The sequence below is a fragment of the Paenibacillus odorifer genome (assembly GCF_000758725.1).
Classification (GTDB): Bacteria; Bacillota; Bacilli; order Paenibacillales; family Paenibacillaceae; genus Paenibacillus_AQ; species Paenibacillus_AQ odorifer.
The window spans coordinates 1,282,200-1,305,934 of record NZ_CP009428.1 but is presented as its reverse complement, the minus strand read 5'-3'; the positions used below and the strand labels follow the sequence as shown (position 1 = coordinate 1,305,934).

Annotated in this window: 27 protein-coding genes and 3 tRNA genes; 4 read left to right on the top strand and 26 right to left on the bottom strand. The window is 43.7% G+C overall.

What is annotated here, in order from left to right; genetic code table 11:
- Positions 1-29: 29 nt before the first annotated feature.
- A complete protein-coding gene (locus PODO_RS05630) occupies positions 30-932 on the top strand; it encodes a TIGR01777 family oxidoreductase (protein ID WP_326048280.1) in 903 nt (300 codons plus the stop codon).
- A gap of 27 nt (positions 933-959) precedes the next feature.
- Here the strand turns inward: PODO_RS05630 and PODO_RS05625 are convergent, their stop codons facing one another.
- From PODO_RS05625 to PODO_RS05555, 15 genes are all read right to left on the bottom strand, one after another.
- A complete protein-coding gene (locus tag PODO_RS05625) occupies positions 960-2,537 on the bottom strand; it encodes a DUF6382 and FHA domain-containing protein (protein ID WP_038569116.1) in 1,578 nt (525 codons plus the stop codon).
- A gap of 18 nt (positions 2,538-2,555) precedes the next feature.
- On the bottom strand, positions 2,556-3,065 hold the full coding sequence (locus tag PODO_RS05620; RefSeq protein WP_036681695.1) for an A24 family peptidase: 510 nt from the start codon (positions 3,063-3,065) through the stop codon (positions 2,556-2,558).
- A gap of 25 nt (positions 3,066-3,090) precedes the next feature.
- Positions 3,091-4,071 carry a TadE/TadG family type IV pilus assembly protein gene (locus PODO_RS05615; RefSeq protein ID WP_038569114.1) on the bottom strand — a complete coding sequence of 327 codons (981 nt, stop codon included), beginning with the start codon at positions 4,069-4,071 and terminating at the stop codon, positions 3,091-3,093.
- Between the two features lie 18 nt (positions 4,072-4,089).
- Entirely contained in the window at positions 4,090-6,318 is a 2,229-nt protein-coding gene (locus tag PODO_RS05610) for a hypothetical protein (protein ID WP_038569111.1), read from the bottom strand.
- Between the two features lie 27 nt (positions 6,319-6,345).
- Entirely contained in the window at positions 6,346-7,017 is a 672-nt protein-coding gene (locus PODO_RS05605) for a TadE family protein (protein WP_244886427.1), read from the bottom strand.
- Positions 7,014-7,202, bottom strand: a complete 189-nt coding sequence (locus PODO_RS05600) for a Flp1 family type IVb pilin (RefSeq protein ID WP_036681690.1) — start codon at positions 7,200-7,202, stop codon at positions 7,014-7,016. Before PODO_RS05600 ends, PODO_RS05605 begins: the two co-directional genes overlap by 4 nt.
- 13 nt (positions 7,203-7,215) lie before the next feature.
- On the bottom strand, positions 7,216-8,088 hold the full coding sequence (locus PODO_RS05595) for a type II secretion system F family protein (protein WP_038569107.1): 873 nt from the start codon (positions 8,086-8,088) through the stop codon (positions 7,216-7,218).
- A 13-nt stretch (positions 8,089-8,101) separates the two neighbouring features.
- Positions 8,102-8,905 (bottom strand): type II secretion system F family protein, encoded by an 804-nt coding sequence (locus PODO_RS05590; RefSeq protein WP_038569105.1) that lies wholly within the window; start codon positions 8,903-8,905, stop codon positions 8,102-8,104.
- Positions 8,906-8,934: 29 nt separating this feature from the next.
- Complete coding sequence (locus PODO_RS05585; protein ID WP_038569102.1) at positions 8,935-10,167, bottom strand: TadA family conjugal transfer-associated ATPase; 1,233 nt, start codon at positions 10,165-10,167, stop codon at positions 8,935-8,937.
- A complete protein-coding gene (locus tag PODO_RS05580) occupies positions 10,160-11,323 on the bottom strand; it encodes a P-loop NTPase family protein (protein WP_052096825.1) in 1,164 nt (387 codons plus the stop codon). The genes PODO_RS05585 and PODO_RS05580 overlap by 8 nt, the downstream gene beginning before the upstream one ends.
- Before the next feature lie 185 nt (positions 11,324-11,508).
- Complete coding sequence (locus PODO_RS05575) at positions 11,509-11,943, bottom strand: DUF6526 family protein (protein ID WP_036681683.1); 435 nt, start codon at positions 11,941-11,943, stop codon at positions 11,509-11,511.
- 31 nt (positions 11,944-11,974) lie between these two features.
- Positions 11,975-12,886, bottom strand: coding sequence for a copper amine oxidase N-terminal domain-containing protein (locus PODO_RS05570; RefSeq protein WP_038569100.1), 912 nt, complete (start codon positions 12,884-12,886; stop codon positions 11,975-11,977).
- A gap of 79 nt (positions 12,887-12,965) precedes the next feature.
- Positions 12,966-13,385, bottom strand: a complete 420-nt coding sequence (locus tag PODO_RS05565; protein ID WP_038569098.1) for a thiol-disulfide oxidoreductase DCC family protein — start codon at positions 13,383-13,385, stop codon at positions 12,966-12,968.
- Between the two features lie 94 nt (positions 13,386-13,479).
- Positions 13,480-13,758 carry a hypothetical protein gene (locus tag PODO_RS05560; RefSeq protein ID WP_036681678.1) on the bottom strand — a complete coding sequence of 93 codons (279 nt, stop codon included), beginning with the start codon at positions 13,756-13,758 and terminating at the stop codon, positions 13,480-13,482.
- A gap of 190 nt (positions 13,759-13,948) precedes the next feature.
- Entirely contained in the window at positions 13,949-14,371 is a 423-nt protein-coding gene (locus PODO_RS05555; RefSeq protein ID WP_036681676.1) for an organic hydroperoxide resistance protein, read from the bottom strand.
- A gap of 180 nt (positions 14,372-14,551) precedes the next feature.
- Between PODO_RS05555 and PODO_RS05550 the strand changes: the two genes are divergently transcribed.
- Positions 14,552-15,031, top strand: coding sequence for a glutathione peroxidase (locus PODO_RS05550; protein WP_038569095.1), 480 nt, complete (start codon positions 14,552-14,554; stop codon positions 15,029-15,031).
- 169 nt (positions 15,032-15,200) lie between these two features.
- Positions 15,201-15,710, top strand: coding sequence for a GyrI-like domain-containing protein (locus PODO_RS29880; RefSeq protein ID WP_052096823.1), 510 nt, complete (start codon positions 15,201-15,203; stop codon positions 15,708-15,710).
- A 66-nt stretch (positions 15,711-15,776) separates the two neighbouring features.
- Here PODO_RS29880 and PODO_RS05540 read toward each other — a convergent pair.
- A tRNA-Leu gene (locus PODO_RS05540) sits at positions 15,777-15,859 on the bottom strand.
- Between the two features lie 87 nt (positions 15,860-15,946).
- A complete protein-coding gene (locus PODO_RS05535) occupies positions 15,947-16,312 on the bottom strand; it encodes a helix-turn-helix domain-containing protein (RefSeq protein ID WP_036681672.1) in 366 nt (121 codons plus the stop codon).
- Positions 16,313-16,539: 227 nt separating this feature from the next.
- Here PODO_RS05535 and PODO_RS29875 point away from each other — a divergent pair, with 227 nt between their 5' ends.
- Positions 16,540-17,163 (top strand): nitrogen regulation protein NR(II), encoded by a 624-nt coding sequence (locus tag PODO_RS29875; protein WP_051491199.1) that lies wholly within the window; start codon positions 16,540-16,542, stop codon positions 17,161-17,163.
- An 88-nt stretch (positions 17,164-17,251) separates the two neighbouring features.
- On the opposite strand, the gene PODO_RS05525 is transcribed toward PODO_RS29875, so the two are convergent.
- The 9 genes from PODO_RS05525 to PODO_RS05485 form a co-directional block, all read right to left on the bottom strand.
- Positions 17,252-17,334: transfer RNA gene (locus PODO_RS05525), tRNA-Leu, on the bottom strand.
- 6 nt (positions 17,335-17,340) lie between these two features.
- Positions 17,341-17,412 (bottom strand) — tRNA-Glu (locus PODO_RS05520).
- Between the two features lie 138 nt (positions 17,413-17,550).
- The gene (locus PODO_RS05515) at positions 17,551-18,741 is read right to left on the bottom strand and encodes an ABC transporter substrate-binding protein (protein WP_036681667.1); all 1,191 of its coding nucleotides are present in this window, start codon (positions 18,739-18,741) and stop codon (positions 17,551-17,553) included.
- A 71-nt stretch (positions 18,742-18,812) separates the two neighbouring features.
- Positions 18,813-19,514 (bottom strand): ABC transporter ATP-binding protein, encoded by a 702-nt coding sequence (locus PODO_RS05510; protein ID WP_038569093.1) that lies wholly within the window; start codon positions 19,512-19,514, stop codon positions 18,813-18,815.
- Between the two features lie 6 nt (positions 19,515-19,520).
- Positions 19,521-20,303, bottom strand: coding sequence for an ABC transporter ATP-binding protein (locus tag PODO_RS05505; RefSeq protein WP_038569091.1), 783 nt, complete (start codon positions 20,301-20,303; stop codon positions 19,521-19,523).
- Positions 20,272-21,240 carry a branched-chain amino acid ABC transporter permease gene (locus PODO_RS05500; RefSeq protein WP_038569089.1) on the bottom strand — a complete coding sequence of 323 codons (969 nt, stop codon included), beginning with the start codon at positions 21,238-21,240 and terminating at the stop codon, positions 20,272-20,274. Before PODO_RS05500 ends, PODO_RS05505 begins: the two co-directional genes overlap by 32 nt.
- Positions 21,241-21,250: 10 nt before the next feature.
- A complete protein-coding gene (locus PODO_RS05495; protein ID WP_370511630.1) occupies positions 21,251-22,078 on the bottom strand; it encodes a branched-chain amino acid ABC transporter permease in 828 nt (275 codons plus the stop codon).
- Positions 22,079-22,627: 549 nt separating this feature from the next.
- Positions 22,628-23,089, bottom strand: a complete 462-nt coding sequence (locus PODO_RS05490) for a DinB family protein (RefSeq protein ID WP_038569085.1) — start codon at positions 23,087-23,089, stop codon at positions 22,628-22,630.
- A gap of 34 nt (positions 23,090-23,123) precedes the next feature.
- Positions 23,124-23,669: an O-acetyl-ADP-ribose deacetylase gene (locus PODO_RS05485; RefSeq protein ID WP_212592233.1), complete on the bottom strand. Its 546-nt coding sequence runs from the start codon at positions 23,667-23,669 to the stop codon at positions 23,124-23,126.
- Positions 23,670-23,735 lie beyond the last annotated feature (66 nt).

Sequence of the window (23,735 nt, the reverse complement as noted above, 5' to 3'; positions counted from 1 at the left end):
TTTAGAACGGAGGCCCTCCTTTGAAATATGTGATATGTGGCGGCACCGGTTTTATAGGTAGCGAACTAGCAAAATACTGGCTGCAAGCAGGTAATGAAGTTGCTATTGTAGGTCGGAATTTACCAAAAGACGCAACAACAATTCATCCTAAGCTGAGTTACCACACCTGGGACAGTCTAAGTTCTAATCCCGCTCCAGTGGAAAAAGCAACTGCCCTAATTAATCTCGCCGGAGCTTCCCTTAGCCAGCGCTGGAGTCCAAGTCGCAAAAAAGCGATTATGCAATCCCGACTTGCAACCGTTTCCGCAGCAGCTAAGTTAGTAGATCAAATGAAGCAAAAGCCTTCCGTAATCATTCAGGCTTCCGCCGTGGCGATTTACGGTACCTCTTTAGAGGATACTTTTAATGAGTCCTCACCAGCCCAGGTCATGGATTTCCCTTCAGAAGTAGTTAAGACATGGGAAGAAGCTTCAGATGAAACCTACCATGATATCCGCGTGGTCAAGCTGCGTACCGGAGTTGTGCTCGGCAATGAGAGCGGAGCATTCCCCAAAATGAAGCTGCCTTATTTATTAGGTTTTGGCGGAAACATTGGCTCTGGAAAGCAGTGGCTCTCTTGGATCCATCTGACGGATATCGTCCGTCTAATTGATTTCTGTACGCAAAATCCAACGATTAACGGACCTGTTAATGCGACTGCTCCACATCCGGTAACGAACGAAGAGTTCGGCAGAACGATTGGCAAAGTCTACAAACGGCCGCACTGGTTCCCTTTGCCAGCCTTCCTGTTAAAAACAGCAGCCGGAGAATTATCCGAAATCTTACTCAAAGGTCAGCGCGTCCTGCCCGCAGCGGCATTAAATCATGGCTTTGACTTTACCTTCCCTACACTTCAAGTCGCTTTAGATGATTTGAAAAAACAAAAATTATAGAGCCACATTCATCGTTAGAACTCACCTTCATACTGTATGGAATGTGTAGCTTCCTTTTACAATTTTAAATGTGGTCCCCTCTGTTAGTGGATACTCTTTATACGGGACCATGGCTTCACCTTGAAAAAGCGTTCCATTTCTGGAGTCAAGATCCTTCAGAATATATCCGCTGGTGCTTCTAGATATCTCAGCGTGTACTCTAGAGGCGCCTTCTGATCTTTCCACATATTGAGCCACCTCTGCCGATCGGCCGATAATGAAGCTAGTTCGATTTAACTCGATCATCTCTGCCTCTTCGCCCTCCTCACCGCTTCTTTGGAGATAAGGAATACTCCGATCCAGCTTTTCGATTTGTCGTCCTTGCTCAGGCGGTTTCTCCTGTGATAATAAGGTTGTTGGAGCTATTGCTTCTGGTGCTTTAACAGAACTTTGTTCCTCTGCTAGTGATTCATAACGGGTTGCCGGAACGCTAGCTGCTGAATCCGAGGATTGCGGAGTTATCTTTGGAATTGTTGCTGGAGAACGCGTAGAAGTCACAGGGTTCCTGCCAAAATTCCACTCCAATTCTTTTCGACTCGGATTACAGTTAGTATCTTCAGAATCCTCACCCAGGCCATCAACATCTTCTTTACCAACCTTTAGCCTTCCGCTCCAAACCATCCAGCTTAAAACAGCCAATACAATCGTCACAACTCCACAGACGGCAAGCCATAACGGCTTGGGACTATCCAAATATAGAAACTTCCACAGTAGTGCATCGCCTAATAGAAACCCTAGCACTATATAGGTTCTTGAGCTTGAGGCTTGTGGATTCGTTACCTGCTCATCCTCCAAGCTTAGAGACAGGCTCTCCTCCTCTTTTATCTTAAGATTAGGATAGCTGCTGATCCAAGGAGTAGCAGTCGGCTGCAGCTCCAATTCCTTATCTTCGCGATGCTCATATATTTTTCTTAATGGTGGAGCTGCTGCCTCTTTCACTAGATATTCTTTTACGCCTTCATGAAGCTGTCTTTCAGGTGTAACGGGCTCTCTTTCTGTCAGCAACTCTGATAAAAGAATCTTTAAGCCAGCTGGAGTAAATCCCTCTTCACTGCAATATTGCAATAGTCTTTGCACACCACTGCCAGTTAGCTCTGTGATAGATGCCATTAACACCATGATTAGTGACTTGAGTGACTCTCCAAGCTTTGAACCAGACTTATTCTCCTGAATGGGTATGTAGGTCAGGTATACTTTACCGCTCTGTAACGACCCTTCAATAAAAATGTAATCTGCATGCAAAGCATACTGTTCCGCCCGCAGCATATATAACCTGCCATCTTCCATGCCTTGGGCAATTTGCAGCAATAACCCGAAAAATGAGCTCATACTTAGCTTTTCTCCTTTGAGTAGATGACTAAGCATTTTTTTGCGTAAAACAGCGTATTCCATAGTAACCTTCATATCTATTTCTCTAAGTAACAGCCTCAAATGATGAGGAATGTCGGTGTTCATCAGCATGCGTGCCTGAATCAAATTAAGCTTCTCCGCAGGTATTCCTTCGGGTTCACCAAGGATCATATATATACCATCCTGTTGTATAAAATCACGGGTTAATCCGAACAACAAACATCAGCTCCCGAACTAAAAGTATAGATAAGCGCATATGGAACCAGGGATAACAGCCAGCATGAAAGGGAATTTCAACAGTTCACTATCGTTATTTTTTAATAGAAACGGGCTCTTCCATAAAATAAATCCAGAAATTCTGCTGATGATCTTACGCGAACGACTGACCGCCTCCCGTCTCTTTAAAACAATTAACCAGCCTATTAAAGCACCAAATAGTACGGAGTACATGACGACTTGCAGCGTAAACAACATCCCTGTCCACGCGCCGATTCCAGCAAAAAGCTTAACATCCCCCGCGCCAACCGCCCCTATTAAATGCATGATCAGAAGGACTGTAAATCCTACAGCAGCTCCCCCGAAAGCCCACAGCAGTCCATGCCAGCTATTGATCACCCCTTGTGCAAGCAGACCGGTGAGCAAGCCTGACAAGGTGATCCAGTTTGGTATTCTCATCGACTTCAAATCTGTAATCAGTGCCGCTGCTAAAAACGGTAGACATCCCCAAAATGTCCACTCTGCCATTTATTACACTCCTTTTTCCACCCTTTCACTTCACTACTGTGAACATAACCTCAACAGATCTACCATCATCCAGTTGTATAACAAACGGCCACGAGCCCGGTGTGGTATTTACACCAATTTTCCATTCCCACTCGATATATCCATCTTCATCCGCTTGTTTCCAGCCTAAATATTTGGCAGTACTGCCCCCGCTCTTATAAAAGACTGACAAGCTGGCAGAAGCATTCGGCGGTATTCTGGCACGAACCTTGCCTTGCTTATTCGCTACAGCCGGGTTCGGCTTTTCTAAGATTTCAATGAATTCATCTGGTTGGCCAGTACCGTTCCCCTCCTTGGCTGTGCCTTCTCCCGTGTCCCCGATCCAGAGACGTTCAACAGCACTTGCTTCTAAAACAATACTTTGGTTTAGAAAGGGGACCTTCATCGGCAGCTTATAACTAACCACTAGCCCAAGGTAGGGACGAGTACCCTCTTTTAGCTCCGGCACCATAACATTAGATACATGAATTCGCTCATAATCCAGTAAATCTGATGTCAGGTATGGTTTCAATAAAGGTTTGATCGCAAGATCAAGTACACTTTCACTAGTCTCTGCCTGAAGCTTCTGCAACGGTCCCTCACCACTTTCTAAAGCCGACATAACCCACTCATTTAACGGCTTGGGTAAAGACTCAGCATAACTATCGCCCCAATCAGTAAGTGACAAGCGAGGAATAGTCCAATTCAGGCCAGCAGAATGATCACTGTCATCCCCTCCTGAATCATCACTTACTTCGCTGAATATTCCCCATTTCTGCACCGCCAAAGCCGTAGGATACATATGAGTTGAAATAGACTTTACAGTGTCTGATGCTGTACTTTGCAAAGCTGTCGAATACAAGGTCATCTGTACGATAGAAATCAGGAACAGGACGAATAGCAGGAAGAACGGAAGAATCATCGCCGCTTCTACTACCATGCTACCTTCTTCCTTGTCCTCCCCTCTGATTCCATACCCATCCCCCATCTCCTTACCAACCTCCCGCTAATAAGAATAATCAGCTTTTACTGCCCTCAGATACTTATTCCCTTGTACATCTCCCGGAAAACCAGCAGTATAATTCAACATTTTAACTACACCTGGCAGAAACCATAACTGCATTTGGAGCTTAATGTCCGATGATAGATAGGTGTTTCTTTCCTCTGGATTTATTCCTGTGTTCAGTTGAATCAGAGCCAGCATCCGCGATAGCTGCACTTCCCCGCCTCCATGCATTATCATGAACAGTCGCAGATGATCACGGTAAGTCAGCTGCGCCGGCATATATTTAGATAAAGGAATCGCATCCTTCTCACAAAGCTGCAACATATCCTGAATGGCATGCTGGATTCCATACAACAGTGCCGCCGCTAGAACAGCCAGTGGATTTCCCAAGGTTGCCTTCTCTATAAAACCTTCCATCGTGCGAATGGACAACCTCATCGCGAATATTTCGGCATAGGCTGCGGCCACATTCCCCGCGGGATTATGAAATCCGTATAAAATGTATTCCAGCTCCTGAGCGCGAGGATCAAGCTGATCTGTGAGCTCACTAGTGTCTTCCAGAGAATTCAGTGCCAGACTAGCTAACTTTGAAACATCAAAATGCTGAAAATAAAGCGCGGAATACTCCGTTTGAAAAAGCCTGTCTCTAGCGCCCCCCATAATGCCACTCATTGCTGCATAAATCCCGTCAATATCCTTCATCGCCGAACTTCCAGCAGCATAGGGATCTGAGGATACTTCAGATTTATCAGAGGATTGAGACTCCAATCCGTTGTTAAATGAAACATTGTCCTCATAAAATTGATGAAGGATTTGATAACGTTCCATCGAAGCTGCCGCTCCGCTACCTAGCATTCTAATCTTGTTCAGTAGTGCTCTAACCTCGCCCAGCTTGGATTTGGCTTCCCACTCTACTTGCTTACGTGCTTTATCCGAGCTGCGATGCTGTTCAAGAAAAGCCAAATCACTAGCGATAACACTTCCCTTCTTACCGTATTTTTTATAATAGTTGTCCACTACATGCGAAGCCCCTAGAACAGAGGAAATCATTTGGTAGGAATCGCCGTTGACTCCCAAAGCTTCATGCAGCTCTGCTGACAATCCTGTTACCGTCGGTTCAATGGATTCGTACACACTTTGTTGCATAAATAAACTATTCTCCATACTACTAATGTCAGCCGAAGAGAGGATCAAGGCATCTTCCTGTTCATGCAGCTTTTTAAGTGGCTCAGCACTTATTTCCCCTGAACTTCCCGGAATATCCCAGTCTTTAGCAGGATCGTCCGCCAGATTTACGCCACTTATTCGGGAAGCTGCCAAAACATCTCTCATCTCGTCATTCAATTGCTGCGCCTTGTTTAACGCATCCTTCGCTTCCTCCATTGATTGTCCATGTTCTTCACGAAAGGTTGTTAATAAGGCTGGGAGCCGCGATAACATCTCTGAAGTTCGGCTCTGATAAAGTGCCAACTGATAAGTGTACTTTGCAGGCTTTTCACTATCACGATACAGATCGTCGTAATATTTCCCGAGATAGTCACTATACTGTGCTGGTATATCCGCGGCTGCTTGCATGCTTCCGAGCGAATGGGCCGAGATAGAATCCCCGGGCGGATTCATAATCCATAGCAGTATTCTTCTTCCACTCTCCGCCGCTTGGCTTCTCCGCTCTAACATTAGATCCAAATTCTCTTCACGTTCATCATATAAAGGTTGCAGCTTACTAAGTAATTCGGTAGCTCTTGAGGTCTCTGCCATTACGCCTGACAGCGGTTTGAATTTACCTGCCAGCTCCAAGGCGAAATCTACCGGAGCCTTATACTTCATCTCTTCCAGTATTTGATGACGAAAAACATCATAACTTCCCAGCGGCCGGCTCCATTCCAAGGAGGAGGATTCCAGTGCAAAGGGTAAGAGATTGAACGTATCCCCCCGCCCACTTTTATGCAAATTTTCGTTGAGCACTTTGGACAGCAGCATATCTCCATTGCTATCACCAAATGCAAACAAACCGTACTTCTCTCGTAATTCAACATGATATGAAGACATAACAGAGCGGACACTGGCTCTCGCTAATCGTTCCTCCTGAACGTTGAACGCAGCAATTCGCGCATAATCAATCAGCACAGCAGTAAAAAGAAAGACGAAAGCCAGCACCATGATTAGAAAAATTGTAACTGAGCCTTCTGTTTTGCCCTTAGCAGGACAACCGGTAAATTTACTTTTCATTAAAACCCCCTCCCTTGAGCAGAGATTTTACTTATCCTGAAGCTTGGTCAGCATAGCAGAAGCATCCTTCTTATCCATGTAAACTGCTGATCCACTGCCCTCAGGGCCCCCTTTAAATTTAGCTCCGAAATAACGCATCAGATCGACCGTACGAATAAACTCAACAGGCTCAACAATGATAGACTGGGCTTCAACAGTTGGTTTAGCCTCATCCGATAGAACCTTATCAAGCACAGGTAAGCTCAGCAGACGGTTTAACTCAGCACTTACTCTCCGTCCTGTAAGGCTGTGAGCATAACGCATAGTTCCTGGCATATTGTCCGGAATCATGGTAGACGAATGGCCCAGTTTAAGCACTGGCAAATCACCCTTATCTGATACTTCACCGGGCAACTCTATTGTCACGCCAGCACTGCCAGCTTCTCCACCGAATAATGAGGTTAGCAAGGCATCATCCCCAATTCTCCAATAAAGGGAGTCATACTCACCAGCCATGTAAGAACCAGAGACCTCTTTGTGACTGTTGTCCCAGTTGTAAGCCGCCCGTTCAGTAGCTCCTGAAGCCACCTGCAACAGCATGGACTTCTGATAGCTATACAAGCAAAAAAACAAAAGAAGCATCGTAATAAACATGACGATCGGCAACAGAAGTGACGCTTCAATAGTAAAGCTGCCTTGATCACCCTTAAGCTTGTTCAATCGAATACTTCCTGGCTCTTTTCACCCGCCGTTTTAATTAAGGCTTCTACTACCTCTTGAATTTTGTCCTTAAACAAAAGAACAACCGCAATCAACACAGCAATAATCAAAATCATCTCCAAAGTTCCTAACCCTTCCTCGTCTTCCCAAAAGTTCTTCATACTGTCCAACATTGTTGATACCATCAGCTTCAGCCTCCTACATTTTTAACATCAAAAATGCTGGCGTTCCCACCAGTACAATTACTATTAAAAAGATAACTACCATCGGAAAAACTAATTTGGAGGATGCCTGCTCTCCGCGCGTCCGGCTAAGTGCCTTTCGTTTATCCCACAGCATCCGCGACAGATCACGTAGCGATAGCACAAAATCCGCTCCACCTCTGCGATAATTCAGCAAAACTGTCGTTGTGAATACCGATACCTCCTGCACAGCGCATCTCTTGCTGAAATTTTCAAACGCCTGCTGGAAGGAATATCCGCCCTCCCATTCACTAGTCATAGTCATTAGCTCCTTATACAGAGGATGATTCGTATCCCCCCGGTGGCTTTCCACACAGCGAATAATAGCTCGTTGCACGGTCTCTCCTGCGCCAACCAACAACACAATACTGTTCAGCAGCTCTGGCAATTCGAGCATAATATTCTGCTCCCTAACTCTCACCTTTTTGTGCAGATCACTGACCATAGCGGTTGGTAGAGCAATTGCCAAAAATACACCCAATGTCATACCTGCCTGTTCGCCACTAAATGCTGTAATCAAACTTCCACCTACAAGCAACAGCCAGCTGTAACTTATCATCTCACCCATGAACAGCAGGGTCCGCTCTGCGCTATAACGCATCCCATAACTGCGCTGTAGAGAACGCTGAATTCTGAACAGCAGTGAGGGAAACCGACTGGCGATACCACTCTTCTCAATAAGCAGTAATAACGGTTCGCCTAACTTCCGAAGCCGTAATCCTTCCATAGGAAGACTGCGTAACGCGACATATCTGTTGCCGCATTGAATTCGCAGTAGAACCCAGACTATTAGCAAAATAACAGTAACCACCGCACATAGCCAGCGCATGTTTTCACCCCCTTCACAGTGGAATGTCCATTATTTTAGTAGTCCAGAGATAACATAGGAATAAAGCAACAAGCGCTATTGTCGATATGGCTATACCCGCTCCTGTATACATAGGTTGCATATATTCTCCAGCCGTCAAACTCATAAACATCACCATGATCAGCGGAGATATCAGCAGTGCCTTAGCCTCAAATTTCTTCTGAGCAATACTTACAGCAATATCCTGCTGAATATCCAGCTTCTCACCGATAATCGTTGATGTACGGCGCACCACTTCTACAAGATCACCACCAGTACGTTTACAGACCGAGAACACATCCGCGAATCGCTCGATGTCCTCCATTCCCGCTCTTTCACTAAAGTTCCGCAGCGCTTCTTCCACAGGCTGTCCATATTCCATGCGTGCACAGATAATGTTTAACTCGGAGATCATATCACTGCTTCCCTCCGGGTCGAGCATACGTAAATCCTGAACCGCCTCTCGGAATGCATTCTCCACCGAACGCCCAGCTGAAAGGGAGGAAGACAGCGAAAATAACGTCTGCTTAAATTGTAAATTCAGTGCATTTCGACGTCTTTTCAGTAGATAGTTACGCAGTATATGCGGGGCATAAGCTCCGCCCGGCATAAGCAGCAACGACAGCAGCCAATGATGATAAAAAAGATATCCAATTCCATGCATCAGCAGTCCACCTGCAATAAGGGTCAGAATCCTCTGCTGCAAGGTCAATTCGTATACCTTATAATCTGGTAATAACGAAGGACCGTCAGGATCCGCTTCTACAGGCTTTGCAGCAACAAATTTAAACTTAAGCATGACCTCCCCCCTTCTGGAATTTTGAATCTCTATTGAGCCAATGGATAGGAGGTTACGCCAGCCATCCTAAGCTTCGTTGTATGCAACAATGGGTTACCACAGGGAAGCAGCCCCCCTTGCACCCTTCCCTCTCGTTCACCAGCTTCTTGAAATTCATATAAAGGATTCAAGATTACTTCCCCGTCTTTCAGCCCCGCAACCTCACTGATCTCCATCACCCGCCTGGAACGATCACGGAGACGTGATAAGTGTACGAAGATATCAATTGCCGATGAAATTTGCTGGCGAACAACAGCTACCGGAAGCTCCGCAGCACTCAGCACCATCGTCTCCAGTCGACTGACCATATCGTGTGCGCTGTTACTATGGCCCGAAGACAAGCTTCCATCGTGTCCGGTGTTCATCGCCTGCAGCATATCGAGACATTCCGCTCCCCGTACCTCCCCCACAACAATCCGGTTGGGCCGCATTCGCAGGGAAGAACGAATCAAATCCCGGATGGAAATCTCCCCTCTACCTTCCGTGTTGGCATTCCTGGTCTCCAGTGAAACAAGGTTCGGCACAGTTACAATCTGCAGTTCAGCGGAATCCTCTATCGTAATGACCCTCTCCTGTGGGGGGATATACTGAGATAACGCATTAAGAAATGTGGTCTTCCCAGAGCCGGTCCCGCCACTAATAAAAATATTGTATTTAGCAGCCACTAAGATCTGCAGCAGCTCTGCGGCTTCCAAGCTTAAGGCTTCACGACGGACTAAATCCTGCATCGTCATCGGTGTTTCAGGGAATTTACGAATGGTCATCGCCGGGCCCTTCAGAGCTACTGGCGGAAGCACGATATTTACACGCGATCCGTCTTTTAGCCGAGCGTCAACGATAGGAGAAGAGTCATTTACAACCCGGTTCACACCGGATACAACCGTCTGGATAATATCCTCCAACCTGCTGCTGGACTCAAATTCCAAATGAAGACGACGAATCTGCCCCTCCTCTTCTACAAAAATCTCACTATGGCTGTTAATCATAATCTCAGTGATCGCCGGATTATCCACTAATGGCTGGAGCACATCCAATCCTCGAAAAGAATCGAACAATCTCTTCACGAGCTCATGTTTCTCCTGTGCTGTTAAATATCGCAGATTTTCGTTGTCCAAAATTGTCCTTTCAATATATTGGGTGAGTTCACGATTCCCAACTGCAGAAGTAACATCTAATCCTGCCCGGATATCACTGCGAAGTGCCTTAAACATTTCCTCATTCATGTAAACCTTTACCAGTGAATACTTGCGGAAGCGACGGTTCTATAATTTGCTTGCACAGCTGTAAGATCTCCTTTTGGAATTGTGGTGAGTTCAGAAAAAGCTCCTCACGGTGCTGCAGCGTCCAAGATGGGATATACGGAAGTACACCTTCAACGGTAATTCCTTCCGGAGGTGCCCACACCTCTAAACCATCTGCGGCAAAATTCACGGCAAATCTACTTTTGTCCATCACTTGGCTGGGCATACCAGAATTAGGAGCATTGCAATGGGATAGCCATCTCATGGTCTTATGAATGCTTACCTCGTCATTTCTAACTACCCACAATAGAATTCCGCATTTATGTAACACAGCTTTGGCACGTTCTTCTTCAATACTGCCGGTATCTATTATAATTACGTCAAAATTTCTTTCCGCAACCAACAGCGCCAACAAATCTAGCGTATCCTGCGTAGTCATCTGCAGCATTTCTTTTACATTAATAATTGGCCTAAAAGCAGCACTTCGAAGGTGATCATACCTAATCACGTATTGTCCCAAATCAATCGTATCGGCTCCGCCCTTATCCCGGCTGGCTTTGATTTCATAAAGGAGCCGCTCTAGTCCAGGCGTATTTCCTGCAGGGGGCCGTAAAAATAATCCACTGCTGTCCACACTTTCAAGATTCAAATAAAAGACCGAAAGCCCCAATTCACCTAGCTGCTTAGCCATATTCATAGCTACTGTAGTTTTGCCCGTATTCCCGCTTGAGGAGACGATACCGAGCAGCAGCGTTTCATCTAATACAGAGGAACCTCTAGCTCGTTTCACTTCACATAGCTGAATAAATGCTCCCAGCAGAGAAGGCAGTGCCTGATATTTCGCAATCATGATGCCTCCAGCCAAGCTTTTAGAACTCCTGCTAAGATAAGCTCCCTCCTCACTTAAAACTGCCCAAGGCACCTTATTTCTTCCCTCCACAAGCCAAGCCTCGATAAAAGTAACGTCACCTACAACAGCATCGGGCATATCCTCTCCCCTCATAAATTCGATAAAAGCATCCAGCCGACTAAAAGCCGTGATTCGCAGCATTTCTCCATACTCACTATGATGAAGATAGTGTAGCAATGGTTCGATATATTGACTTTCACGCACTGCGAGTACAATCCTTGCCGCCATAAAACCTCTCTCCTTTCGCAAGAAATTTATAAATATTATCAAAAAAAAGACAGCAAAAAAGCACCGACAATAACCGTGGATACGGTACATTGAACGGTGCTTCCGTTACTATCCCTTTAATTTACAGCTATAGTAGCATATATATAAGAAGGCAGCAATAAGTTTTTTCGCACATCAAGTGGTTTTTAGACTCTCATCGTATCTTCGCGCCAATTCTTGATGGCAGACCGGATATCGGCAGGACTAAGCTTTTCCTTCACCGCCCGCTGACATAGTGCCGGAAACTCTTCATCTCCTGCATACCGAAGCGCAATAATCTGAGCTAATTCAAGCTCTGGATTTAATGCTTCACCTGTCAATCGGAAATACCGGAACTGCTCCTCCACCCTCACTACTCGATCCTGATTTTTTGTCGCATAAATTCGAATTCGAGTAATCGCAAATAACAGGCATAGAGATAAACCAAATAATAGCAAGGGCACTGTTAAAGCACCATCATCACGTAACACCTGAACGACATAAATTCCCGACCATACAAATATAATCAGCGCAAGCGGCATAGTTACAAAATGATAAGGCCAATCAAAACGCATAAAACCTTTAGGTTTCCCCTTATTCATAATTCATCTCCATATTTATTTGACTTATATATTACTGAAGCTTGGTCTCTCCAGGTATAGCCACAACAAATGGTTTTCTAGTATCGTCCCAAGTCAGAGACTGTCCTGAAACTTTAGTAGTTCCATCCGCATGAACCATTCCATAAATAATCTGACTTCCCCAAACACTCGTATAAAAAGAGGCATAAGATGGAGCTAGAACAGGTGCTTTACCATATTCCTTCGCAACTGGGTAACCGAATATCGCGGTAAAATCTTTATTTGTAGCCTCTTTGGACATATCTAGATCAGCTTCCCAAACTACTTTTACAATATTATCCTTGATCTCATAATACTTTACGAAATGTCCATACATTATAAAATAACCATCAGATCTGCCTTCAGGAAAATAATACGTCATGGACAATGCTTCATTATCACCCGTCAATTTGGAGGGTTCTCTTTCTTCAACCGGGAATTGCAAAGCAGCTATGCGGGAAACAACTAAGTCATTACTATTATAATTCTGCACAAGTTTAGCATTGGCCCGTTCCTGAACCCAGACTGTATTCGTAGCAGCATCTACTGTTACTCTCGCTCCAAGAGCCTCCGCAATAAATCGCATGGGTACCGCTACTCTTCCATCCACTATTTTGGCCGTTACATCCAATTGTACAGCTTCCGAGTTCTTCCAAGCCGTCCGTGAACCAACCGTAAGTTTAATCTTCATAGAATCTCTAGCAATCGTAGCTTGCTTGGTATTGGCATCCCATTGAATAGAAGTATTCTTGAATCTTTCAAAAGCTTTCAGCGGAACCAGCGTCTTCCCCGACACGATTTGCACACCAACATCCACACTTGAATTGTTCACCATAATACGAAGCTTGGGGGCAGCTGAGGCCGTACCGATCATACTTAAAGATAACAACATGACTATAAAAAGCAGAAGCCCTTTCCGTTTCACTATTCGTTCACCCCTAGTGATAATATGAAAAAACTATACCAATTTATAGTTTCATTATAACATTCTCCCAGATTATGGTTTACAAAAATCTCCGTTTGATCTCTGGGGTAGGGAGCATACACTGCTCATCACGTCCGAACCAACGATAGCGGTTCTTAGCTACATACCGATAAAGGGCATTGCGCAATGGGCGTGGTACTAAGATGAACACGTATGCGGCAGGCCAAGGAAATCTCAATTTACGGGCAATTCTTAGCACAGCGGCCGACTCTGTATAATACACTCCGTTCTCCAGTAAAATCACCGTGTTTAATTGTCCAGGCTGAAGTCCGGACTCTTTCATTAGATTTGCCGCAATTTCATTCTGTAAAGGTGCGAATAGAAATTTAGCCTCGGGGTCACGCGGGATAATGAAACGAACTACCCCCTGGCAAAGATGACACACTCCGTCTATCAACACAATGGACTTATCTTTCATAAGGTTCAGTTCTTCGTTCATGGCTCCCCCTCCGTCTTAAAGGCGTAAATTTCTGCTTTTTTGGGTAAACAAAAACGCGGGATATCCTCCCGCGCCATCAAGTGCCGTTCTTTAATTATTCTGCGATTGCTTTCTCAATCCATTGATCCCCGATCATTTGCCCTTCGAAATCAGCAGTGAATGCCTCCATGCATTTGCAGATGAAATCTTTGCGGCAAATTGGACATGGAGTTTTAAGCAGGCGGCTGATGTTCGTCATTTTCCATTCCGGAAACCGATGATAAAACGCGCGGCACTCCGTTCCATCAGCAAGCTTGATAATGAACTCGTACAATCCTTCCTTATCGTTGCTGCTGGCTTTGGTCACATTCGTAATATTCGGTCTGTAAGACATCTTCATCACCCATTATTTAAATTTTTGGTTGTAAATTGCACACGCAGGCACATTCTCAGATACTTAGACATATTAAAGAATTTTAAGGGTGATGTCAACCAAAGACGCCTAACACGGCAGCTATTTATTACTCTTTTATGATTTACGTCTCTATTTAGCCATTATTTCCATAAAATATATACAGATACATTTAATCAACAATCTTTAATTCAACCTCGATATTACCTCTGGTTGCTTTGGAGTAAGGACAGAATTCGTGAGCCTTCTTCGCCAGTTCCTCTGCTTTGTCATGCTCAATCCCTGGCAGCTTCACATCCATTCTCACAGCTAGTCTAAAGCCTCCATCACTGTCATCCTTCCCAATGGACACATTACAAGTTACCTCCACGTCATGGAGTTTCACGCCCTCTTTACGCGCGATATTCGCTAGTGCACTCTCGTAACACGCTCCATAACCAGCCGAGAATAATTGCTCTGGATTGGTACCAGAACCTCCCGGTCCTCCAAGCTCTTTAGGCATGCTTAGATTATGCTTTAACACGCCATCCGAGGATTCAATGGAGCCTTCACGACCGCCATGGACTGTTGTAGTTGCTGTGTATAATGCTTTCATGAGTCATCTTCTCCTTCATCAAGCTGTATTGGTCATGCTCATACTTTATACTTTAAACAACAGGTATGATTTGAAACGATGATGAGGAATGATTCATAATACTTTCTTATTTGGCTCCAGACCATAAATAGTGTACAATTAAATTGTTAAAAACTTAAATTAGCTATGGAGGTGTCATCCATGAGTATTTATGATTTTGAGGTCAACACTCTTAAGGGTGAAGAGGAATCATTGTCAAAGTACAAGGGTAAAGTACTCCTGGTTGTGAATACTGCCAGCAAATGTGGATTTACTCCCCAGTATAAAGGTCTTCAGGAAGTGTACGAGAAATTCAAGGACCGCGGGTTCGAAGTTTTAGGATTTCCAAGCAATCAATTTGCTGGACAAGAGCCTGGCGAAAGTGATGAAATTGCGGAATACTGCGAGATTAATTATGGGGTAACCTTCCCTATGTTCGAGAAGATTGACGTAAAAGGCGATGAAGCACATCCATTATTCAAATACTTATCCAAAGAAGCTCCTGGTGTCTTAGGCTCAAAAAGTGTGAAATGGAACTTTACGAAGTTTCTGGTTGACCAAGATGGCCGTGTTCTAAAACGGTTTGCTCCTAAGACCACTCCACAGCAGATCGAATCCGATATTTCCAAGCTTTTAAAATAATTCATTAGAAAAAGGATACTCACCACATCACACAGCCCCCTGTTGTTATGCGGTAAAGTATCCTTTTTAACTAGAAAGAACGTCATAATATCGCTATATATCAGCACCCTTTAATCTCTTGGAATATTTTATAATATTGTTGAAATATTTTTGCTGGGAGGGACAATCGGTGACTGTTCAACTGCTTGATATACCCGAACTAAATGTTATTGGCTGGACAAATGTAAACTCATCCGGGGAGCCATACGCGAATCTTTGGGAATATGTTTTTGGCGAGCTGGATATTGATGCAAAATTTGATACTATACCCACAAAAGTTCAAAGCAGCGGTTGTTATCTCGGTCTATTTCAGAACCGTACATCCGTGCCTAAACTGTGGGAGCATACCACATGGGATATTGATTTTTTCCTTTGCGTTGAAGTCGAGCAGTTAGATTGTATCCCTGAAGGCCTTGTTCATAAGAAACTTCCTGCGTCTGCCTATGCTATATTTACTGCAAAAGGATTCCCTCAGTTGGCTTTTCAACATACCTGGAATTATATACATAATGAATGGCTGCCGGATTCCGGTTATAAGTTCAACCCTGATGGAGTCTTTTACATCCAATACACGGAAAAGTCCGGTCCGGATGATGAAGGATTCGAAGCCAATCTATGCGTGCCGCTTGTAAAGAAGTAGGTTGTGGATTGAGGAATGTACAAAAAAAGAAGCCTTGCATCGCAAGGCCTCTTTCTTCATTCTGTATGCGGTAGAGAGGACTCGAACCTCCACGGGTATACACCCACTACCCCCTCAAGATAGCGTGTCTGCCATTCCACCACTACCGCGCGGTGTGTTAAACATAGAACATAAATTGTTTGAGGTCAACATTCATTATTATAAATGTACTTTTCTCAAAAGTAAAGATGCAGATTTTAAGATTCTTCGTCGACCATTTTCTGTTTACGATATTCAGCAAAAGCTATATATTCCTTGATAAAATTCTTTTCTGCTGGAAGTAATTCATCTACTCGGCTTTCCGATAGCTGAACATCACTCAAATCATAGTCTACGCCGCTCTCTCGTACAGTATCCGGTGTATCTTTGCCGAGAATAAGCCAGTCCAGACTAACATGAAAAAAATCACCGATCTCAATCAGCTTATGTGTTCCTGGAGTAGTCTTCCCCCGCTTCCAATCTCCCATATTACCTGTGCTGATATTTAACTGCTCACAGAATGATTTTTTGGTCAAACCTTTCTGCTTAATCAGGTATTCTATACGTTCGTATATGGTCTGCATCGGTGAATCGCCCTCCATCTAAAAATAAATTACTTATTTACGTAATTACCTATTGCAAAATAACGTAAAAAAGTATATAATTAGTATTGTTATGTATTATCCGATTATATCATATGGCTGGAGTGACGATAAGAGGCGACTCAGGTGACAAGTATCTGTTAGAATACCGTCTGGCCCCCTTTGTTAACTTATCATCCTGAATGATCTCTAGGAGGGAGCGGTGACTTTTGTCAAAATGCTTATCATCTTCCATTATCCATTCACTTGAAGCTTTACCGCACAATGCGGTGGTAATCAACAGTCATGGGATTATCCAGTTCACCAACAGTAGGTGGAAGGCCTTTAGTCATGAATATGGTCTTTCTACTAATAAGAAATGGATTGGTGCGTATTACTCAGAGCTCATGCAAGATGTGATTATCGATCCCGATCAATGGGCCAAGCTTTATGAATCAGTGAAATATATACTCCGCAGAGAGCATCAGGTTTATACTTCCGAATTCTCCATACAAACCGCTAATAAAGGGAAACGAATCTTCCGTTTGGAGATCTATCCATTTCTCTCAGATCCGCACCCAGAAGCCACTTTTATAATTTCACTATATGATGTGGGCCCCTATAAAGAAGAACCTCTTCATCCGGAGATCATAAACCTCCGTTCAACCTTACCATCATCTTTTGAGCTAATCCCAATCTGTGCTTCCTGTAAATGTATTCGTAATCCCAAGGATGAATGGATCACCATTGAACATTTCTTAAAGCATCAACTTTCTTTGCAATTCACCCATGATATCTGCCCAGACTGCATAAGACAGCTCTATCCCCAGTATGCTGGGGCTTTTAAGAGATGACCTGAGGCCACTGAATTTCACTTCTAATCTTATAAAAAAAAAGTAAGAAATCCTCTGCGAACAAAGGGTTTCTTACTTTTTATTTGTATGCGGTAGAGAGGACTCGAACCTCCACGGGTATACACCCACTACCCCCTCAAGATAGCGTGTCTGCCATTCCACCACTACCGCATAATATGACCCGTATGGGATTCGAACCCATGTTACCTCCGTGAAAGGGAGGTGTCTTAACCCCTTGACCAACGGGCCATGCTTTACAAGTTATTTTCTTGTCACAACAAAAATGAGTATATCAAACCATAAGAATTTTGACAAGCCTTTTTTTAAAAAAAGTTTAAACTAAAAGAAACGCGCACCAATAAAGGTACGCGCCTCTAATCACAACGCTTATGGATTTACTTTTGCCTCAAAGGTTTGTACCCCATCTACAAATTTTAGCACCACAGCTGCTTTTACCGGGTCATGCGTTTCATTCATTGTGATTTTACCCGTGGCCAGTTGTAAATCCTTCGTCCCCGCCAGTGCATCCTTCAGCTTCTCAGGTTCTGTGGAATCCGCACGTGTAATGGCGTCTGCCACTAGTTTCACGGCGTCATATCCAAGCGCAGCCATCCCATCTGGAACAAGATCACCGTTAGCAGCTTTGAAGGCATCTACGAACGATTTCACTTCTGGCGAGCTATCTTCAGGTGAATAGTGATTGGACATAAACGTATTGTTTAGGGCATCCGCTCCGGCAATCTCAGCCAGTTGAGGTGAATCCCAGCCATCCCCGCCCATAAACGGAACGGTGATCCCCATTTCGCGAGCTTGCTTTACGATTTTGCCGACCTCCTCATAGTAGCCTGGAAGATAAATAACATCGGGATTAGCTTCTTTAATACGTGTTAATACAGCTTTAAAATCAGAATCTTTTTGTTGATAGGATTCTTCGCTTAAGATAGAGCCACCGTTCTTAGTAAACGTTGCTTTAAAGAAAGTCTGCAGCCCTTTGGAATAATCGCTTGAAGCATCCGTATAAATAACTGCCGTCTTCGCTTTAAGTGTATCCTTAGCAAAGTTAGCCATTACTTCGCCTTGGAAAGGATCAATAAATGAGGCCCGGAATACCCATTCATTCAAATCTCCAGTACGTTCATCAACTGTTACTTTGGGATTGGTGGCTGAGGAGCTAACCAGCGGGATGCCTTTTTCTTGAGCAACGGGAACAATCCCGAGGGTATTCGTAGATGTAGTTGCACCGATAATAGCTACAACTTTATGGGTAGTAATCAGCTTTTGCGCTGCGCGTGTCGCCTCTTCCGACTTGGAAGCATTATCCGCTTCAATCAGTTCAAGTTTTTTGCCGAGTATTCCACCTGCGTCATTAATTTCTTTTACCGCCAGCTTTGCCCCTTTGAGTGCAGAATCACCGAAGGAAGCCTGGCCGCCTGTAAGCTCAAGGTCTGCTCCAATCTTGATGGTCCCTCCACCAGCATTCCCACCTTCAGCAGTAGTGTTGTCTGTCTTGTTCCCACAGCCTGCCAGCAATCCACCAGCCAGTAACGCAGTCAGCAATATGGCCCCGATTTTCTTCATCCTCTTCCAGCCTCCCAAAATAAATAATTTATAGGTTCTTTCTGTGATGCTGTTGTGAACTAGCCGATGAATTAATGTCCCAGATAAGCCATTCTGATCTCTTCCGAATCTGCCAATTCCTTGGCATCTCCCTCAAGCACCACTCTGCCCGTCTCAAGAACGTAAGCCCGATGAGCAATTTTAAGCGCCTGATGGGCATTTTGTTCTACAAGAAGCACTGTTGTTCCAGAGGCATTTACTTCCTGGATGATCCGAAAAATATCCTGAACGAGCAATGGAGCAAGCCCCATCGAGGGTTCATCTAATAATAAAAGCTTGGGATGCCCCATCATCGCGCGCCCCATAGCAAGCATCTGCTGCTCCCCGCCGGATAATGTGCCGGCAAGCTGTTTTTTTCTTTCTAAAAGACGCGGGAAGGTGGAGTAGACCTTGGCAAAATCAGCAGCTAAGCTGCCTGAATCCTGTAAAAAAGCTCCTAGCTCCAGATTTTCTTCCACAGACATATTAGCAAATACACGCCTGCCTTCCGGACAATGAATAAGCCCCTGTTTTACAATAGACTGAACACTCTGATTCGTAATAGATTTATCCATGAAATCTATACTGCCTGTTTTGGGTTTCAGCAGTCCCGAAAGCGTCTTAAGCAACGTGGACTTGCCTGCTCCATTTGCGCCGATTAGAGTTACAATCTCGCCTTCTTTTACATTCATACTTAAATCTTTCAAGGCATGAATAGCCCCATAATATACATTGATCTTCTGTACGCTAAGCATGGTCCACTACGCCTCCTGTCCCAAATAGGCTTCTATGACTTTGGGATGATTCCGTATTTCAACGGGCGTACCTTCAGCAATCAACATTCCGCGGTCCAGCACATAAATCCGGTCACACACCCCCATAACCAGGGACATATCATGCTCGATAAGCAGGATCGTCAGCCCAAACTCTTCACGGATCCAGGCAATAAGATTCATTAGATCCCGAGTTTCATTCGGGTTCATCCCTGCGGCTGGTTCATCCAATAGCAAAAGCTTAGGTCCTGCTGCAAGCGCGCGCGCAATTTCCAAACGCCTTTGATTTCCGTAGCTAAGATTCCCGGCACATTCATCACATTGATCGGCAAGATTAAATATTTTGAGAATATCCATAGCCTTTTGCGTAATTTCGTTTTCTTCTGCAAAATGCTTAGGCAGACGGAGCATGGAAGTGAACATCGAATGTCTGGCATGCTGGTGAAATGCGATCTTAACGTTATCCAGCACCGTCATAGAAGTAAATAGACGGATATTCTGAAATGTCCGCGCTGCCCCTTTTCGGTTAATCCGATAAGGTTTCATCCCGCCTACTGCCTGATTGCTGAGGATAATATCGCCACTGGAAGGCGGGTATACACCTGTCAGCAAGTTAAAAAGGGTTGTTTTTCCCGCGCCATTAGGTCCGATGAGCCCAATCAACTCGCCTTTATTAATATGGAGAGATACCTCGTTAAGCGCCTTAAGCCCGCCAAATGCACGACTTGCTTGTTGAACATCAAGAAGCACTTCCACTGTTGATGCTGTCACTTGGCTTGACCTCCTTTTTAGACCATTTCAAGAAAGAAAAACCCGAGCTGCCAAGCAGCCCTTTAGGCCGAAAAATCATCATCAGAATTAGAATCGCCGAGTAAATAATCATTCGCAGCTCCGGATATTCCTGAAGCACCGTGAAGAGCACCGTCAGTACAATCGCACCCACGATGGCCCCGCTTGTACTTCCTAGCCCACCTAACACTACCATGACTAGAATTTCGAATGATTTCAGAAAATTAAAGCTGCCAGGATTGATGACGTAGAACTTATGAGCAGAGAGACCACCAGCTATTCCCGCAAATAATGCTCCAAGTGAAAAAGCAATGACTTTGTACAAAGTTGTATTAATCCCCATCGCTTCAGCAGCAATTTCATTCTCCCGAATCGCTATACAAGCCCGGCCGTGAGTGGAACGTATAAAGTTATTGATCACAACAATCGTGACCAGTGTGAACAGAAACATAATCGTCCAAGTCGTTTGATTGGGGATGCCGCTAAGACCTGAAGCTCCGCCCACATATTCTGTATTGAGCAGGACAATCCGGATAATCTCACCAAATCCCAGCGTAGCAATCGCCAGATAGTCTCCATTCAACCGCAAGGTCGGAATCCCGATAAGCACACCGAAAAATGCAGCAATCAGTCCAGAGATCACTAGCGCCAGCACGAATGGCATCTCAAAGTTCAAAGTTAAAATGGAAGAAACATAAGCACCAATGGACATAAATCCAGCATGCCCGATTGAGAATTGCCCCGTTATCCCATTAATCAGATTCAAAGACACCGCCAGCATGACATTTATACAAATTAGAATTAGCGTAGACTCCATGACATCATCAAATATTCCCGTTGTTAGAAGAACTTGAATGACGATATATAGCATGATAGAAAAGACAATGCCTATCCAAAATGACTTGTTTATCTTCTTCATAGGCATCTCCCTACACTTTCTCGCGGACATTTTTACCAAATAGCCCGGATGGTTTAAAGATAAGGATTAGGATGAGTACAGCAAATGCCACACCATCACGCCATGAAGAGTATCCCAGAGAAGAAACCTCTGTCTCGACTGTGCCCAGCAGAAGTCCCCCTACCAGAGCACCAGGAATACTGCCAATGCCACCTAGAACCGCAGCCACAAAAGCTTTAAGCCCCGGAAGTACCCCCATCATCGGATCCACTGAATTGTAAGTCATTCCGAAAATAACGCCTGCTGCTGCCGCAAGTGCAGATCCTATCGCGAAGGTGGCTGAAATGGTCCGATCTACATTAATCCCCATCAACCGTGCTGCTTCCATATCAAAAGAAACGGCCCGCATCGCTTTACCAATCTTCGTTCGGTGCACAATATACTGAAGGATGATCATCAAAATAACCGTCGTCCCCAAGATCATGATTTGATTGGAGTCCACCTGAATCGAGGAACCAAACAAGTTGTATTGCTGCTTATTAAGAATCTCCGGAAATCCTTTAGCCTGAGGACCAAGCACAAACACACCGCTGTATTCCAGCAAAAAAGAAACGCCAATTGCAGTAATCAACACAGCGATTCGCGAAGCTTTTCGTAGAGGTTTGTATGCTAGCCGTTCGATTGACATCCCCAGCAACGCACTGATTGTCATAGAGATCACCAATGAGATAAGTAAGACCAGTATCGGAGGAAGCCCTGCTGAAGCCAAGTACCTGGCACTGAACAATCCAATAAACGACCCAACCATAAACACATCCCCATGGGCGAAATTGATCAATTTAATAATTCCGTAAACCATGGTGTACCCAAGTGCGATCAGAGCATAGATGCTCCCTACAGAAATCCCGTTAATTAACTGTTGAATGAAATACTCCATCGCCGTCCCCCAATCCCCATATTTATTTTTAAAAACACCTTTCTTTAGCTTACATTCATTTTCATCGTTTTATGTCACTTATATTAACACAGCACTATACATTCGTCAGTAAAATTTGTGGTTTTTACTATAATATTCAATATTTTATGTTATATTACATAACATTTTGAGTTAATCCTTTGGGACGTATATAGATAGAAAGTGGGTAAAGAGAAGAAAACAGGAGAATTATGGAGATTTTTAAAGTTTGATTTTCAGAGGGGGAGTCTTTGATTTTACCTACAGATTGCATTTAATGATAAATAATATAACATTTGTCTCTTTGGATATGTGTTTTTCGAGTTTATTATGAGTTCCTGGTCAAGTTGTATCTCTATTTTTGCGCAAAAAAAAGCTCTGTCCCACACAATAATCGAGTGAGAGAAAGCTAATTAGGGTGGTCAGTTCCATTCTTTGCACTTCCGTCACGAGTCAATTACTCATCATTTTCTTTTTTAATTCTTTAATCTGCATCATATGATGTAGGTCATGCGATATAAAATCCTTTAAATAGGACTCAAAGGAAAACCTTCCGTCCACATATTTGCCTGAGTATTTTCCCTCCTCAAGACTACTTATACAATCTAATATTAAGTTACGATACTTCACAGTCAATTCTATTAATTCGTCTTTGGTTTTTGTCTTACCATATATAACAGCATCATTATTGAATTGATCGAAATCAATAAGTTGAAGTGTTATCGCTTTATCGCATGCTATCGGTTCGATCGTCGATTCATAGAAGTATTTATCCCATAACAAAATATGACTAACAACATCATGAATGGTCCATTTTCCTTCAGCGATGGGTGTTTTCCAATCTAAATCAATAATTTCTAGAACAAATCCATTCCATTCCTTAAACTGATTTAGCAAATCTGATCTGTTATTCATTGGCACATCTCCTTTTCTGGTAAACATCAAAATTCTAACAAAATCTCTTTAATTCATTCCTATATAGTTCATAGTTCGCTTCATCGAAACATATAAAAATAACCTTATTTATTTCCGACTTATTATTTATAATATATTTTGAAACTTCATCTATAGCTATGCTACAAGCAAGATCTTTCGGAAAATTATATATTCCTGTACTTATATTAGGTATCGCAATACTTGTTACTTCATTAGATTCAGCTAATATTAATAAATTTTTATAGCAATTCCTTAACTTCTCTTCTTCGTTATTCTTTCCACTATTCCAAACAGGACCAACGGTATGAATAACAAATTCACATTTCAGATTTCCTCCTGTTGTTATTACCGCTTCTCCAACCTCACAACCTCCCCTTTGGTTACGAATTTTCATGCAATCCTCTAATATCGCTTTTCCACCAGCTCTATGGATAGCTCCATCTACTCCGCCTCCACCCATCAAGCTTGTGTTTGCTGCATTGACGATAGCATCAACATCTAATTTAGTTATATCTCCTTGAATCAACTGAATCATTGAGTTATTTATAATTACATCCATCTGAAATCCCCCCCGAAGTATAATGGTTGCGAACAAGCATCAAGTGCTGATTGACATTCAAGCGGC